Origin of the sequence: Brevibacillus sp. WF146 (assembly GCF_001673705.2) — a bacterium.
GTDB lineage: Bacteria > Bacillota > Bacilli > Brevibacillales > Brevibacillaceae > Brevibacillus > Brevibacillus thermoruber.
In genome coordinates this window covers 4,104,090-4,119,420 of sequence record NZ_CP109943.1, presented here as the reverse complement: position 1 = coordinate 4,119,420, position 15,331 = coordinate 4,104,090, and the positions used below count along the sequence as shown (strand labels likewise).

General features: G+C 54.4%; 13 protein-coding genes. 12 read left to right on the top strand and 1 reads right to left on the bottom strand.

Annotated features, from left to right (window positions below; all coding sequences use genetic code 11):
* The first annotated feature begins 134 nt into the window (after positions 1 to 134).
* The 3 genes from A6764_RS20395 (at position 135) to A6764_RS20385 (ending at position 2,078) form a co-directional block, all read left to right on the top strand.
* Entirely contained in the window at positions 135 to 851 is a 717-nt protein-coding gene (locus A6764_RS20395; RefSeq protein WP_065067702.1) for a CPBP family intramembrane glutamic endopeptidase, read from the top strand.
* Positions 852 to 989: 138 nt separating this feature from the next.
* Positions 990 to 1,364: an iron chaperone gene (locus A6764_RS20390; RefSeq protein WP_029100763.1), complete on the top strand. Its 375-nt coding sequence runs from the start codon at positions 990 to 992 to the stop codon at positions 1,362 to 1,364.
* A 126-nt stretch (positions 1,365 to 1,490) separates the two neighbouring features.
* Positions 1,491 to 2,078, top strand: a complete 588-nt coding sequence (locus tag A6764_RS20385) for a restriction endonuclease (RefSeq protein ID WP_413542000.1) — start codon at positions 1,491 to 1,493, stop codon at positions 2,076 to 2,078.
* Between the two features lie 183 nt (positions 2,079 to 2,261).
* Here the strand turns inward: A6764_RS20385 and A6764_RS20380 are convergent, their stop codons facing one another.
* Positions 2,262 to 4,001: an ABC transporter ATP-binding protein gene (locus A6764_RS20380; RefSeq protein ID WP_065067703.1), complete on the bottom strand. Its 1,740-nt coding sequence runs from the start codon at positions 3,999 to 4,001 to the stop codon at positions 2,262 to 2,264.
* 172 nt (positions 4,002 to 4,173) lie between these two features.
* On the opposite strand from A6764_RS20380, the gene A6764_RS20375 reads away from it, so the two are divergent.
* From A6764_RS20375 to A6764_RS20335, 9 genes are all read left to right on the top strand, one after another.
* Positions 4,174 to 5,550, top strand: a complete 1,377-nt coding sequence (locus A6764_RS20375; RefSeq protein WP_141669740.1) for an ABC transporter permease — start codon at positions 4,174 to 4,176, stop codon at positions 5,548 to 5,550.
* Positions 5,551 to 5,563: 13 nt separating this feature from the next.
* Positions 5,564 to 7,072: an ABC transporter permease gene (locus tag A6764_RS20370; protein WP_065067705.1), complete on the top strand. Its 1,509-nt coding sequence runs from the start codon at positions 5,564 to 5,566 to the stop codon at positions 7,070 to 7,072.
* Between the two features lie 76 nt (positions 7,073 to 7,148).
* Positions 7,149 to 8,978: an ABC transporter substrate-binding protein gene (locus A6764_RS20365; protein ID WP_065067706.1), complete on the top strand. Its 1,830-nt coding sequence runs from the start codon at positions 7,149 to 7,151 to the stop codon at positions 8,976 to 8,978.
* A gap of 410 nt (positions 8,979 to 9,388) precedes the next feature.
* Positions 9,389 to 10,582, top strand: coding sequence for a helix-turn-helix domain-containing protein (locus A6764_RS20360; RefSeq protein ID WP_065067707.1), 1,194 nt, complete (start codon positions 9,389 to 9,391; stop codon positions 10,580 to 10,582).
* A 130-nt stretch (positions 10,583 to 10,712) separates the two neighbouring features.
* Positions 10,713 to 11,879 carry an ABC transporter substrate-binding protein gene (locus A6764_RS20355; RefSeq protein ID WP_083989872.1) on the top strand — a complete coding sequence of 389 codons (1,167 nt, stop codon included), beginning with the start codon at positions 10,713 to 10,715 and terminating at the stop codon, positions 11,877 to 11,879.
* A gap of 111 nt (positions 11,880 to 11,990) precedes the next feature.
* Complete coding sequence (locus tag A6764_RS20350) at positions 11,991 to 12,872, top strand: branched-chain amino acid ABC transporter permease (protein ID WP_029100754.1); 882 nt, start codon at positions 11,991 to 11,993, stop codon at positions 12,870 to 12,872.
* 9 nt (positions 12,873 to 12,881) lie between these two features.
* Positions 12,882 to 13,829 carry a branched-chain amino acid ABC transporter permease gene (locus A6764_RS20345; RefSeq protein ID WP_065067732.1) on the top strand — a complete coding sequence of 316 codons (948 nt, stop codon included), beginning with the start codon at positions 12,882 to 12,884 and terminating at the stop codon, positions 13,827 to 13,829.
* A 1-nt stretch (position 13,830) separates the two neighbouring features.
* Complete coding sequence (locus A6764_RS20340; RefSeq protein WP_413541999.1) at positions 13,831 to 14,607, top strand: ABC transporter ATP-binding protein; 777 nt, start codon at positions 13,831 to 13,833, stop codon at positions 14,605 to 14,607.
* Complete coding sequence (locus A6764_RS20335) at positions 14,594 to 15,298, top strand: ABC transporter ATP-binding protein (RefSeq protein WP_029100751.1); 705 nt, start codon at positions 14,594 to 14,596, stop codon at positions 15,296 to 15,298. The genes A6764_RS20340 and A6764_RS20335 overlap by 14 nt, the downstream gene beginning before the upstream one ends.
* Positions 15,299 to 15,331 lie beyond the last annotated feature (33 nt).

Here is a 15,331-nt window from a genome sequence, read left to right as displayed (position 1 = left end):
ATGACAAAATGGGCGTAAGCGACTTCAATGGCTGCTGCAACTCACCTCACCTGAGGATATGGCATGTAATCAAATCTTGTTGCGGGGGCATGTGAAGGAACGCCATGCGATGAGATTGTTGGGAGATGGTAACGATGAAAAACGTAATCGCTGTATTCATTTTAGGATTGGTGGCAGGTGCGGTGATAGGCGCATATCAAGTCATGTCGTTAACGCCTGAAATGGAAAGGGAAATTGTCGCCAAACTGGGGTCAAAAAACGTCATGATCATCGTGGCGATGCTGCAAACAGCAGTATTGGCGGGGATTGCCACGATGGCAGGTTTGTGGGCTTCGCCAAAAGTAGGTTTGAACAAACCTTTTATGTATAACAGAAAAAGCATTGCCGCGGCAGTAGCCATCGGACTCTTGTCTGCCTGCTTGATCGCCATTCCGGAAAAGCTTGTATTTGCCGAAGCGTTGGGACTGGATGAGAAATTTGCATTCTCCTGGCTTTATTTTCTTGGCAGTGTATTATACGGAGGCATCATTGAAGAAATACTGCTGCGGTTCGGACTAATGACGCTCATTATATGGATTGCCAGCAAAATGACGAGATCTGCGAATAGCAACGGAATTTACATAGCGGGTATTGTCGTCGCCGCGCTCCTGTTTGCGGCTGGACATCTTCCGGCGACTGCACAAATGCTTGGTGTAAGCCCGCTGTCTGTCACCCGTACGTTGCTGCTCAACTTTTTGCCGGGGATTGGATACGGCTATTTATATTGGAAGCATGGATTAGCATATGCGATGCTCGGACATATCTCTACGCACGTCATCAATCAAGTGATCCTGCTCCCTCTCTTGTTCTAATAAATCGGTGGCATCGCTGCCTGGTGGTCGACGTTTATAATGTTTTCGGCTGGACATAACGTGTGAGACTGACGGCAATCATAACGCTAACAGGCAAGTTGGAGTACGTTGCACGACATGATGATGGGAGGCAGCCGCATGGAAGTTTTTGCAACGTATTTGGCAGGCATTGATAACCCCGACCACCGTGAGCGGACAAAGGAAGTGTTGGCGTGGGTTGCCAATACATTCCCCAATTTGGAACCGCATATCAAGTGGAATACGCCCATGTTTACCGACCACGGCACATTTATCATCGCCTTTTCCACAGCGAAGCAGCATTTAAGCGTTTCACCAGAAGAAGCGGGCATTGCGCGGTTTGCCGATGAGATTGCACAGGCTGGCTACAGCGCTACCAAGGGATTGTTTCGAATCCCGTGGAATAAGCCGGTCCATTACGATCTGCTTGCGAAAATCATTGAATTTAACATTCGGGATAAAGCAGACTGTTCAACGTTTTGGCGGAAGTCTTAGAGATGAGATAGCACGTAATAAGGACATTCAAGGAATTGATTGTCGAAAAAACGAGCAATTAGCAGGAGTTTCGGAGGAAGCATGTTTTATTCCATCTTAGCCATCATTGTGATTGTTTTTATGATTATGTTTATTGCCGGTTCCAAAATATTTGGCTCAAAGAAGTTTCCTATCCCTGTGCAAAAAGATTTTGACCCGTTAAAAATCGATATAAAAGATATTGACAAGATGACAGATGGTCATGAATTCGAGCTGTACCTCTACCGCCTTTTTGTTGCTTTGGGGTATACGGGAGTCTATAAGACGGTAGGAAGCGGAGATTTTGGCGCTGACCTTGTTTTCACGGATCGTTCCGGAGTACGAAACGTGATTCAGGCTAAACGCCAAGATATCAACAATCCAGTTGGAATCGCTGCTGTCCAACAGGTCTATTCCTCAATGAGATATTACAAAGCCAAAAAGTCTATTGTGATTGCGTCAACCAGTTTCACAACTTCATGTGAAACGTTAGCTGGCATCAATCACGTAAAATTGTTAGATCGTCAGGATTTAATCGCAATTATTCATGCGTTCAAGCAAGGCGATTTGGAGAAAGCCAAGGACATCATAGAAGCGGAACCAAGAATTATTTTGGAATCTTGGTCAGATTATAAGAATGCGAATCTAGAAATGAAAAAAGATATCAAGGCTGAAAAGCTGATAAAAAGCTTATGAAGTGCCTCATTCTAAAGAGAGATATTGATTCGCAGATTTGCAAAAATATGTATGGCAATATACAGCGTGTAGACTCGTACTCGTTGTCTACACGCTGAATGCCTTTCATGCAGGGAATTTTCACACCTGATCATGTCTGCCGTGTTTTCCGTACAGCCCCCTGCTGCCGCGCTCACGCGGAAATCACTTGGTGGGAAGGGCCACCCAATGTCCTTTGGACACTTCGACAAGCTCGGAATGCTCCAGATTATACTTGTCTCCTTCATCCTGCTCGTCCATGAGCACTCTTTTCTTTTTCGACTCAATCCGCGGATCGGGAACCGGAATGGCCGCCAATAATGTCTTCGTATAGTCGTGCAGCGGATTGGCATACAGCTCTTCGCTTTCGGCCAGCTCGACAATTTTCCCCATGTACATAACGGCTACGCGGTCGCTGATATGCTTGACCATCGAGAGATCATGCGCGATGAACAGGTACGTAAGACCGAGACGGTGCTGAAGCTCCTCCAGCAGCTTGACGACCTGCGCCTGAATCGAGACGTCGAGAGCGGAGAGAGGCTCGTCGCACACAATGAATTGGGGATTGACCGCAAGCGCACGGGCGATTCCGATTCGCTGGCGCTGTCCTCCCGAGAACTCGTGCGGATAACGCATGGCAAAAGAGGGATCAAGCCCGACCATGTCCAGCAATTCCTCGACCCGCTTCTGCCGTTCCAGCTTGCTCCCCGCCAGTTTTTGCACATCAAGCGCTTCGCCGATAATATCCAAAATTCTCAACCGGGGATTCAGCGACGCGTACGGGTCCTGAAAGATCATTTGCATGTAACGGCGCATGATCTTCATTTCCTTCGCGGACAGCCGGTTAATCGACATCCCATCGTACAGCACTTCTCCGCCGGTCGGCTCGTGCAAACGTAAAATCGTGCGTCCCGTCGTCGATTTGCCGCAGCCGGATTCGCCCACGACGCCCAATGTTTCCCCCCGGTTAATGTGAAAGCTGACGCCGTTGACCGCTTTCAGGATATTCCCTTTTCCCAAGTCGAAATATTTTTTGAGCGACCTGACTTCGATGAACGGCCGGTCGTTGTCCGACCTGGTCAAAACGAGTGGGGCGGGTTTCGCTTTCTTTTTTTCATCCAAACGCGGAAGCGCGTGTAACAATTTCAACGTATACGGATGACGGGGATTGGCAAAAATCTCTTCCGTCGTTCCCGTCTCGACAATTTCCCCGTCCTTCATGACGACAACGCGGTCACACATGCCGGCCACGACGCCAAGGTCATGCGTGATCAGCAGAATGGACGTACCAAACCGCTGCTGCATGGTTTTCATCAGATTCAAAATCTGGGCCTGGATGGTGACATCAAGCGCCGTCGTCGGTTCATCCGCAATCAGCAGGGCGGGACGGCAGGCCAGTGCCATGGCAATCATCACCCGCTGCCGCATGCCGCCGGAAAACTCGTGCGGGTACTGATGGTAACGGGCTTCGCTGTTTCGGATGCCGACCAGTTTCAGCATGTCCATGGCCTGCGTTTCCGCCTCTTTTTTCGACAAATGCTGATGCTTGATCAAGCTCTCCGCTAGTTGCGTTCCGATTGTCATGGTGGGGTTCAGGGACGTCATCGGGTCTTGAAAAATCATGCCGATGTCCCGTCCCCGAATGTGTTCCATTTCCTTTTCCGTTTTGTGAACCAGGTTTTCGCCCAGGAAAACAATTTCGCCTTCTTTGATAAAGGAAGGGGGAGAAGGGAGCAGCCGCATAATGGAGCGGGCAGTCACGCTCTTGCCGCTTCCCGATTCGCCTACAATGCCCAACGTCTCTCCCTTGTGAATCTCGAAACTTACGCCGCGCACGGCCTGAACTTCCTCGCCGCGGGATTGAAAGGATACGGACAACTCTTTTACTTGCAAAATGGGCTCCATCTTTTCTCTCACCTGCTATTGACTATGAACAAATGCTACCATAAAATATACTAAACATATCGGGATTATGCAATTTTGGGAATCAGGGGGCTGGAAGGTTGTGGGGACAGAAGCAACCAGAACGTTTGAGGCAACGAATCTGACGGCCATCATCAGCGCAACCTACCGCAAAATGTTCGCAGATCCTCCGTACCGTTATCTGCTCCTGCTGTTGGGGGCTCCCGTTCATCTTGCGGTATGGCTCGTGCATGTATACAAGCGAAAAACGGACCCCTACTCGTCCGAATTGGCCAACACCACACGCGAACTGATGGCGTCCGGTTACAAGGATGAACTGCGCGCGGAGATTATGGAGCAGCTGCTGCGAAAGCACCGTTTCTTCGGACAGCAAGTCAGTCAGCGGGAACTGAACAGACAAGTGGAAACGATAACGGAAGCACAGTTTCGGGCGGCGATCAAGGAGCGAACCGAGCAGAAGCTGCAGCAGGGCCAGCAGAAGAGAGTGAGCTTTGTCGACACGTTCACGTCACTCATTGAGCATCCGGTATTTTTGCTGGCATCGTTTCTTCCGGGCTTGCTCATGTATGTGCTGCTGTTTCTCTATCGCAATCCGTACCTGAAATACGTTGTGGAGAGACTGGTCATGAGCGTGTTCGTCATTCTGGGCGTGGCCGTCATCGTCTTTACGATTTTGTATCTGTCGCCGTTTGATCCAGCCGCCAACATCCTGGGGGAAACGGCTACGGCCGAGCAGATTGCCGCGTTCAATAGCATGTACGGCTTGGATCAGCCTTATCTCGTTCAGCTATGGCACAACATCAAAGGCATTTTCACGTTTGATCTGGGCAAATCGTTTGCCGGCAACGAAGAGATTACGTCGACCATCGCCAGAAAGTTCCCGATCACGCTTGCGCTGACGGTCTTTTCGCTGCTGCTGGCCATGGCGATCGCCCTGCCGATGGGGATCATTTCCGCCGTGAAGCGTAATACGTTCTTTGACTATACGTTTATGTTTGTCGCCTTGATCGGCTTGTCGATTCCAAACTTTTGGCAGGGACTTGTGTTCATTTTGACGTTCTCGATCAAGCTCCACTGGCTGCCGGCAAGCTACAATCCGCAAAACTGGCTGTCCATCATCATGCCGGTAGTTGTGCTGGGAACGGGGTTAACGGCCGCCGTAGCCAGAATGACGCGATCCGCCACGCTGGAGGTTATGCATGAAGATTATATCCTGACCGCCAGAGCGAAAGGCCTGAGCCAACGACAGGTGCTGCTGAAGCATGCCGTGCGAAATGCGATCATCCCGATCATCACCGTCATTGGCCTGCAGTTCGGCGGTATGCTGGGCGGCTCATCTGTGACGGAAAAAGTGTTCAATATCAGCGGAATCGGCAGCTATATTGTAGACAAGCAATTCATCCCCGATATTCCCGGCATCATGGGCGGTGTCGTGTATACGGCGATCACCATTTCGCTGGTCAACATGGTTGTCGACATGTTATACGCCTTTTTCGATCCCAGAATCCGGTCCAAGTTGAAACAAAACTGAAACGGGTGCAATCATGAGTACGACGTATGCTGTCAAACAAGAAAACCAGTTCAAGCTGAAAGCCTCCCAGGAATACAGTCAGGCCAGTTTTGCCTGGATTCTGTCGCTGACCCTGACGGTGATCCTGCTGCTGAACAGCTATGACTTCACCAACCATACCGTTCATCCTTATGGTTTCGCCGCATCTGCGGCCTACGCTGTTTTTACCGTTTTGCAGGTCATCATCACGGCCATGATCAAAAAAGACATCCTGGCTCACGGTGCCATTCAAAACGCGACGAGAGCGTTTGGCTATGTGCAATTGCTCAGTATTCTGACGGGAAATCTGTTTGTGGTCACATCTGCCTTTACCTTGATAAAAAAACAGAAAACACCCGCCTACACCTTTGCCGTGTACATGGTGCTTACCGGGCTGTTTGTGATAGCCGTATCGGCATTGAATCTGTTCAAACCGTATGTCGCCAATACGTTCCTGGCTGCCATGTTCGTTCTGCTGGCGATCGCTCTTTTTCATCTGGTCGCGTTCCTGCTCGTCTCGAAATATGTGAGGGGACCTCATGTTCCTTCCTGGTTGAAATATCTGGCCTATCCGCTCATCCTGACTGCGGCAACCGGCAATCTGTTTGCGCTGCTGCTGGGACTGAACCTTCTCGCCGGCATTCGTCAACACGGCAGTCCGGCTGCGGCAAAATGGGAAGACGTGTGGGAACGGCTCACCCGACATACCACATCGATGTTGGGGTTGTTCTTTATCATTTTTCTGTTTTCCCTGTCCGTCTGCAGCTACTTTACGTTCAGCTACGGAGTCGCCATCAACAACAATTACGGGGCGATCCTTCAATCCCCCAGCCTGGCTTATCCGTTCGGTACGGATAATTTCGGCAGATGCCTGTTTTCACGAATCGTGTTCGGCGCCCGGATCTCGTTGATGGTCGGGGTCGTCTCCACGGCAATCCCGCTGGTAGTCGGAGGCATTCTCGGCGCGATTTCCGGCTATTACGGCCGGCACACTGACAACCTCATCATGCGGTTTCTTGACATGTTGTACGCCATTCCGGGCATACTGCTCGCCATTGCGATTATCGCCGCGTTCGGCGCGAACACGGTCAACCTGATTGTGGCGCTCAGCGCAGGGGCGATCCCCACCTATGCCCGAACCATGAGGGCCAATGTCCTGCAAGTCTCTACCTATGAGTTTGTAGAAGCCGCGCGGGCGCTCGGCGCCGGGAACTTGTCCATTATCTTCAAGCACATCGTTCCCAACGCGCTCGCGCCGATGATCGTCAAATCGACATTAACGATCGGCAGCGCCGTCATTTCCACGAGCAGCCTGAGTTTCTTGGGACTCGGCGTAGAGCCGCATATTCCGGAGTGGGGAAACATTTTGAAGCTGGGAAGCACGTACCTGGAATCCCACCCGTACCTGGCTGTTTATCCGGGGCTGGCCATCATGCTGCTGGTCTTGTCCTTTAATTTTCTGGGAGACGGGCTGCGGGACGCGCTTGATCCCAAGACGGACTAGGAATATCTCCCTTTCGTGATCCGTCCCACGCGGATTATCCATACAATCAAACCGATCATGTCCAGGAGGAGAGAACATGAAAAAACGTTCATTATTCGGCCTGGGGCTCGCTTTCATGCTCACCATGAGCGCCTGCAGCGTGCAGACAGAGAATGACGCCGCGGGGAACAGCACGAACCCCTCCGCCAACACGACAGGCAATCCGTCCGGCATCACGATTGAATTGCTCGCACAGAGCACGAGCGAATCCGACATCAACATCATCCGGGACCAGCTCGCCAAAAACGGCTTTACCGTCAAGCTGAACATTCAACCGGACTACGGCAGCTTCAAGGCTCAACAAGATGCCGGCAATTTTGACATTGCCCTGTCGAGCTGGACGACCGTCACCGGCAACCCCGATTATGCGGTGCGTTCCCTGTTCAAATCCGGCGGCGACTACAGCATCCTGTCCGATCCGGAGATCGACAAGCTGATTGATGAAGCCGCGACGCAAACCCCCGAACAATTTATCGAGACCTACAAAAAATTCGAGCAGCGCCTTGTCACCGACAAAGCCTATATCGTACCGCTGTACAATTCGTTGAAGAGCCAGGCGTTCAACAAGGAAGTCGTCGACGAGAAATCGATCCGGCTGTCCAAGTCCCGTTCCCTGCCGTGGGAAGAACTTGATTTTGTCGACAAGTCCAAGCGCGACAGCACGCCTCTGGTTCTGCAGCAAGCGTCTTCCACGTTGACGTCGCTTGACCCGATCAAAGGCAACGACGGGTCCATCAACATGATCAACACCAATATGTACGTTCGCCTGGTCAACCTGACCGATGACGACGTGATTACGTCCAAAGGCTCGCTGTCGCTCAACCACAGCATCGCCGAGGGGAATTCGGAATACTACTTCATTCTTCGTGACGATATCCGTTTCGCCAAAGTGGAGAACAAGGTGGCCGTTGATTCGGGCGAGCGCGTAGGCGCGGAAGACGTTGTCTTCTCCCTGCTGCGGGCGAAAGACAAAAATTCCGTACCGGATCATCGCACGTACACGCTGCATGAGCATATCAAAAACGTCGAGATCGTAACCGACTTGAAAGCGCTGGAAGCCGTGAAGGCAGCCGGCGGCAGCGAAACCGTAAAGGAAGCGCTGGAAAAGGGATTGAAAACGAAGATTTCCGCACTGGTGGCCGACAAAAATCAGGCCAACAACAAGGCAGGCAAATATCAGGTGGTCAAACTGACCACGACCGAACCGTTCCCGCAAGTCCTGAACTACCTGGCGCACCAATCGGCAGGGATCGTGTCCAAGAAGCAGGTCGAAAAAATCAATACGTATGACGTCGCGACGTTCGACAAAAACAAGGATATCCCGTACGGGGATCAAAACACGGTAACCGAAGGCGACAAGTACAACAACACGCTGTATGCAAGCGGTCCGTATATTCTGGCCTACAAAAACGACTATGAGGCCGTCTTCTACAAAAACCCCGGCTACATGAAGGGAACCGAACATGAGCCGAGAATCGCGAAAATCATCGTCCGCTTCATCAAGGATGCAGACAGCGCGCTTTCCGCGCTGCGCAGCGGTGAGATTCACGTGTACTACAGCGTTCCGGAAACGAAGTACGACATTGTAAAAGGCGACAGCAAGCTGAAACTGCAAACCATCCCGAGCAACGGCGTGACGTATCTGCTGTTCAACACCAAAAATCGGGAAGTCGCCAAGAGCGAGGACCTGAGAAAGGCTGTGCTTTACTCGATCAACCAGGACGAAATCCTGCAGTTCTACAACAACAATAAGATCAAAGCGTTCTCGACCCTCAGCCCGCTCGTGAAAACCGGGAATGAGCTGAAAGCAGATCCGGCAAAGGTGCAGGAATTCCTGAACAAGTACAGAGAAGGCGCGAAAAAATAACGCGGCCGAACGAAACAACCCCCGTGCGACGGAATGTCGTACGGGGGTTGTTTTTGTGGAGGAGACAAACTGACCGGATTCCCCGGCGTCTTCCAATGAAATCCACAAGTAAGCCAGGAGAAGGGAAAAACACCAGAAGAGTATGTGCACACCCGCCCTTGCCCATTTGTTCGTTTTAGCCTGTTTGTTCCTTGTGCTTCGCTTCTTCATGGTCCTGACTGCACCGTCCCCATACGCAGTATGTGTGTTTGGGCAGCAACTTCCTTGCATCCATACACAATTGTACGTACTCGATACAGAAAAGTCTCATAATGTAACTCACACGAGAAATGATACGAGCGGCGGCTGCGGGTACGGTTCACGGATCATGCCCGAGCCACAACCGCAGTCCGGGGCGAGGAGGGAGCAAAATGAAGCAAGACCCTGCACAGGCGACGTTTTCTCATCTGCTGTTGTCGGGGACGCTGGTGCACGAAGGCAGTTTTCAGGAGATGCAGGAATCGTTCGGCATCTGGGTGCATCCGCAGGTCGTGATGGTGGTCTCGATCGACCGCTATACCGATCTGGTGATCGGCAAGCCGTTTCATTGGCGCATGGAGATCGGCCATCAGGTGGTGGAAGGCGTGTGCGAGGCGGTCACCGAACCGTTTGTCTGGGTGTGGGTGGCCGAGGGCGTTCTCGCGGTCCTGGTGGAACTGGCGCTGCAATCCCCGCAGGAGCCGGGATTCCGGCAGGTCACCGGCCGGATCGCCCGGCAGATTCAGCAGCGGTGCAAGAAGCGCGGGGTGAACGTATCGATCGGGATCGGCGGCTTTTACGACAACCCCTACATGCTGTACTTTTCCTACGAAGAGGCGAAAGAGTCCATGGTGGACCGGTTTTTTCAAGGCAACGCGCTCATTTTTCACTATGAAAAGAAACAGGGACAGGAAGGCGGCTGGCATTCGCCGCTCGCGTCGGCAGAGCGGGCGGAACTGGTCGCCCGCCTTCGGATCGGCGATGAAGAGGGAACCGTCGCGTCTCTGCGGGCGCTGCTCGACAAAATGGCGCAGACGTACCGCCATGACGTGAACATGTTCAAATCGGAAGCGGTCGAACTGGTGATTACGATGTCCCGTCAGGTGCTGGATTCGGGGGCCAATGCGGCCCTCATCCTGTCGGAAAACGCCAGGTTCATTCAGGATCTGTACGTGACCATCCGGTACGACAAGTTCGTGCAGAAGGTATGCCAATACGCCCGCCGCTTGGCAGCGTACATGGAGCTGAACGACCTGACCGCAGTTTCGCCGGTCATTCGCAAGGCCGTCCAATACCTGAAAGAAAACCTTCACCGGAAAATCACGCTGGAAGAAATAGCACAATATTGCTGCGTCAGTGTGTATCACTTGAGCCGCCTGTTCAAGCGGGAGACAGGCATGAGCCCGATCGACTTTCTCAACAGGAAGCGGGTGGAAAAAGCGATGTACTACCTGGAGTCGACGGACTGCACGGTCCAGGAGATCGCGTCTTTTGTCGGCTTTCAGGACGCCAACTACTTTACCCGGACGTTTAAAAAGTACGCGAAGTGTTCCCCCGCCGCCTACCGCCGAGCAAAATTGTGCTAACAGTTGACAATATCGCCTAGTGGAGAGGCCCAATCAATCCAGTAGAATACGAGATGACGACATTTCAGAAGACACAGATAATTCATAGTAGGGGAAGTTGTCAGATAACGATCAAGGGGGTCGCGTGAGCTTGAAAAAAGGTTCGTTGTTGCTGACGGGATTGGTAAGTTTGGCTCTGATTGTAAGCGCTTGCGGAGGGAACGGTTCCGGCAGCGGCGGCACAGGAGGTTCTGGCGGCGGTGGCGACACGATCAAAATCGGCTGGTTCGGCCCGCTGACCGGCCCGACAGCGACGGACGGGACGCACAGCCGTGACGCCGCTTTGCTGGCTGTTGAGCAGTTCAATGCCGCAGGCGGGATTGACGGGAAAAAGGTGGAACTGGTTGCGGAAGACGACCAGGGCAAGCCGGAAGAAGCGCTCAAAGCGGTGCAAAAGCTGATCAACAGCAACAAGGTGGTGGCGATCGTCGGAGGTGCGTACAGCGGACCCTCGAAGACGGTAGCGCCCAAGGTACAGGAAGCGAAAGTGCCCATGACAGTCGCGTATGCGGTTCACCCGGAGATTACCAAAGGCGGGGACTACGTAAACCGGATCATCTACACCGGCCCGATCCAGGGAAAAGCAATGGCCGATTACGCCGTCAACGACCTGGGCAAGAAGAAGTTCGCCGTGCTGTACGTGGACATCGACTACGGCAAGTCCATCTTCGGCGCGTTCAAGGAAGAGGCGGGGAAACGGGGGGCGAACATCGTCATCGACCGCCCGTTCAAGATGGGGGACAAGGACTTCAGCTCTCTCTTGACCGCGGTCAAGGCAGCCAACCCGGATGCCCTGTACATCGTCGGGTACTACAACGAAGCGGCCGCGATTGTAAAGCAGGCCAGGGAAGCCGGCATCACCGCCCAACTGCTCGGGGTGGACGGGTTTGATTCGCCCAAGTACCTGGAGCTCGGCAAGGAAAATACGGAAGGTTCGGTCTTCACCACTTCGTTCTACACCGCCGACCAGCGCGAGGTCGTGCAGAAGTTTGTGAAAGCGTGGAAGGAAAAGCATCAGGGCGAACCGGACATGCTTTCCTCGCAAAGCTACGACGCCGCCATGGTGATTCTTGAGGCGCTCAAGAAAGCGGGCCCGGACCGCGAGAAACTGGCGAAAGCGATCAACGAGACGAAAGACTTCGAGGGCACGTCGGGCAAGATCACGTTCGGCCCTGATCACGAGGTGATCAAGCCGGTCATCTTCATGACGGTGAAGGACGGCACGTTCCAGTTTGTCAAATCCAAGGTGTACGACTAACTGATCGTTTCGTGAGGGTTTCGGCTTGGTGTTTTATGCAGGTGAGGATCGCCCGTTGGTCCTCCCTTTTTTCTCTCAGCTTTGACTCTCGGCTTGAAAGGAGTGAGACGGGTGCTGGCACAGCAAATCCTGAACGGAGTGGCGCTCGGCTTTATCTACATTCTGGTGTCCGTGGGGCTGACCATGGTGTACGGGGTGTTGAAGCTGCTCCACTTTGCTCACGGCGTCATTTACATGGTCGGCGCGTTTGCGGCGATGATTGCCATCACGTATCTGCACCTGCCGTTTGCCCTTGCCATCCTGTTTGCCATGGCGGCGGCTGCTCTGGCCGGCGTGGCGGTCGAGCGCATTGCCTACCGGCCGCTCAGGGGAGCCCATCCCATCGCCACCTTGATCAGCGGCGTAGGTGTTGCCATTTTCCTCGAAAACCTGTTCCAGGTGATCTTCACCTCCGATACCCAGGCGTTTCCCGAGACGGGTGTCGAGGTGTCCGTCATCCAATTGACGGAATCGGTCACGTTTACCAACGTGAAACTGTTCATCATCCTGGCCGGATTGATCGGCCTGGGACTCTTGTACGCGTTCCTGAAGTGTACCCGGATGGGGATCGCCATCCAGGCGGCTGCCCAGGACATGCGGGCGGCGTCGCTGATGGGCGTAAACGTCAACCGCGTGGTGTCGGTGACGTTCATGATCGGATCGGCGCTGGCCGCTGCTGCGGGCGTGCTGGTCGCATGGAATTTTAACGCGCTCTTTCCCACGATGGGGGCGATTCCCGGGCTGAAAGCGTTCTGCGTGGTGGTCCTCGGCGGATTGGGGTCCATCCCGGGGACCATCGCCGGCGGCCTGATCCTCGGTATCGTGGAATCGCTTAGCGACGGTTTCATGACCGGGATGGTCGTCGACAAAGATGCGATCGCGTTTGTGATCCTGATTCTGATCTTGCTGGTGCGGCCGTCCGGACTGTTCGGCAAGCACGTGGAGAAAGTGTAGGTGGTCGCGATGGACGATCTCTTCAACCCCTATTACGTTGACATTGTTGTCTTCTGGATGATCTACCTGCTGCTCGGTTTGGGGCTGAATCTGATCACGGGCTACGCCGGACAGGTGTCGCTGGGGCACGCCGCGTTCTACGGCATCGGCGCCTACACCTCCGCCATCCTGTCCGTGACGTACGGGTGGAATGCCTGGCTTTCCATGGCAGCCGCCGTGGTCGTCACCTTCCTCATCAGCGCGCTGTTTGGGCTTCCCAGCCTGCGGGTGCGGGAAGACTTTCTGGCGATCACCACGCTCGGGCTCGGGCTGATCGCCCAGTCCTTCTTCAAGAACGCGGATATCACCGGCGGGGCCTACGGCATTGACTCGATCCCGGCTCCTTCCCTGTTCGGGACACCGCTGAAAAACACCGGGTACCTGCTTCTGGTAACGGTTGTGCTGATTGTCGCCGTGGTCATCATGAAAAAGATGACCGGGTCGCGCATCGGCCGGGCCTGGATGACAATCCGCGAGGACGAGACGGTGGCGCAGTCGATGGGCATCAACACGACGTATTACAAGGTGCTGGTGTTTGCCATTGGAGGTGCCTACGCGGGAGCGGCCGGAGCGCTGTTTGCTCACAAGGTGTCGTTTATCAGCGGCGAATCATTCGGCTTCACCGTTTCGGCCACGGTGCTGAGCATGGTGGTGCTGGGAGGGCTGGGCAGCATCTTCGGCACTTTCTTCGGGGTTACGCTCTTGTACATGCTGCCTGAGATGTTCCGGCTCTTTGAGTTCGAACTCGTCGATCCGAAGTACCTGGACACCTACAAAATGATGCTGTACGGCATTCTCATGGTGCTGATCATGCGGTACCGGCCGAAAGGGTTGTTCGGCAAAAACGGCACAAAGCTGGTGAACATCCGCCGGTCAGCGGTCAAACCCTTGGACAAAGGCGGTGATCGGGTTGCTTGACATGCAGGGGATCACCAAGCGGTTCGGCGGATTGACGGCGGTGGACAACGTCAGCCTCAAGGTCCGCCAGGGAGAAATTGTCGGGCTCATCGGCCCCAACGGCGCAGGAAAAACCACATTTTTTAACATCCTGACGGGCATTTACAAGCCGGACGCCGGCACGATCGCGTTTGAAGGACGGGAGATTCAGGGGCTGCGTCCCTTTCGCATCGCCCGGTGCGGGATCGCCCGGACCTTTCAAAACATCCGGCTGTTGAAGGAAGAGACGGTGCTGGACAACGTGAAGGTGGGGATGTTCCACAAAACCGGCACCGGGCTCTGGGCGTCGATCCTGGGCCTCCGTTCCGCCCGGGACGAGGAGCGGATGGTGACGGAAGAAAGCCTGCGCATGCTGGAGACAGTCGGACTCGCGGGCTGCGAGCACGAGCAGGCGGGAAACCTGTCTTACGGCAGCCAGCGGCGGGTGGAAATCGCCCGGGCGCTCGTCTCCCGGCCCAAGCTGCTTCTTCTGGATGAGCCGACCGCCGGCATGAACGCCGAGGAAGTGCGGGAGATGACGGATCTCATCCGCCGTATCCGCGAGCAGGGAACGACCGTCATTCTCATCGAGCACAACGTCTCCATGGTTGTCGGGCTGTGCGACCGCATCGCCGTGCTGGACCACGGGGTGAAGATCGCCGACGACGTGCCGGAGGCGGTCGTCTCCCATCCGGCCGTGATCGAAGCGTACATCGGCAAGGAAGAGGGAGAGGAGGTGGCCAGCGGTGCTGCACATTGACAAGCTGAATGTCTGGTATGGGAGCATTCACGCCGTGCGCGACCTGTCGCTCTCCGTCGAGGAAGGCGAGGTGGTGACGCTGATCGGCTCCAACGGGGCGGGCAAGACCACGACGCTCAACGCAATCTGCGGGGTGCTCCCGGCCAAGGGCTCGATCCGTTACGGCGGGAACGAATTAAATGGAGTTCCCACCCACCGCATCGTGCAGGGAGGGATCGTAATGGTGCCGGAAGGGCGGCGGGTCTTTCCCAAGCTGACCGTCACCGACAACCTCTTGATGGGCGCGTATTCGCGCAAGGCGTCCAAAGCGGAACGGGAGCGGGAGATGGAGACCGTGTTCGGACTGTTTCCCCGCCTGGCCGAGCGCAAAGACCAGCTCGCCGGCACGATGAGCGGGGGCGAACAGCAGATGCTGGCGATCGGCAGGGCGCTGATGGCGAAGCCGCGTCTGCTCATCCTGGATGAGCCGTCCATGGGGCTCGCGCCGATCGTGGTGAAAGACATCTTTCAGACGATCCGGCAGATCAAGCGGCAGGGCATGACGATCCTCCTGGTCGAGCAAAATGCGACGATGGCTCTTTCCGTTGCCGATCGCGGCTACGTCCTGGAGCACGGGGAGATCCGTTTCCACGGAACGGCTGAAGAACTGAAGGAGCAGGGCATCGTGAAAAAAGCGTATCTCGGTGGCTAAAGGCTGGATCGTTGTTATACAAGGAGGGGTTTT

Excerpts from the sequence above, each read along its gene's own strand:
- A6764_RS20395 (WP_065067702.1), top strand. The coding sequence starts at position 135 with ATGAAAAACGTAATCGCTGTATTCATTTTAGGATTGGTGGCAGGTGCG.
- A6764_RS20390 (WP_029100763.1), top strand. The coding sequence starts at position 990 with ATGGAAGTTTTTGCAACGTATTTGGCAGGCATTGATAACCCCGACCAC.
- A6764_RS20385 (WP_413542000.1), top strand. The coding sequence starts at position 1,491 with ATGTTTATTGCCGGTTCCAAAATATTTGGCTCAAAGAAGTTTCCTATC.
- A6764_RS20380 (WP_065067703.1), bottom strand. The coding sequence starts at position 4,001 with ATGGAGCCCATTTTGCAAGTAAAAGAGTTGTCCGTATCCTTTCAATCC.
- A6764_RS20375 (WP_141669740.1), top strand. The coding sequence starts at position 4,174 with ATGTTCGCAGATCCTCCGTACCGTTATCTGCTCCTGCTGTTGGGGGCT.
- A6764_RS20370 (WP_065067705.1), top strand. The coding sequence starts at position 5,564 with ATGAGTACGACGTATGCTGTCAAACAAGAAAACCAGTTCAAGCTGAAA.
- A6764_RS20365 (WP_065067706.1), top strand. The coding sequence starts at position 7,149 with ATGAAAAAACGTTCATTATTCGGCCTGGGGCTCGCTTTCATGCTCACC.
- A6764_RS20360 (WP_065067707.1), top strand. The coding sequence starts at position 9,389 with ATGAAGCAAGACCCTGCACAGGCGACGTTTTCTCATCTGCTGTTGTCG.
- A6764_RS20345 (WP_065067732.1), top strand. The coding sequence starts at position 12,882 with ATGGACGATCTCTTCAACCCCTATTACGTTGACATTGTTGTCTTCTGG.
- A6764_RS20340 (WP_413541999.1), top strand. The coding sequence starts at position 13,831 with ATGCAGGGGATCACCAAGCGGTTCGGCGGATTGACGGCGGTGGACAAC.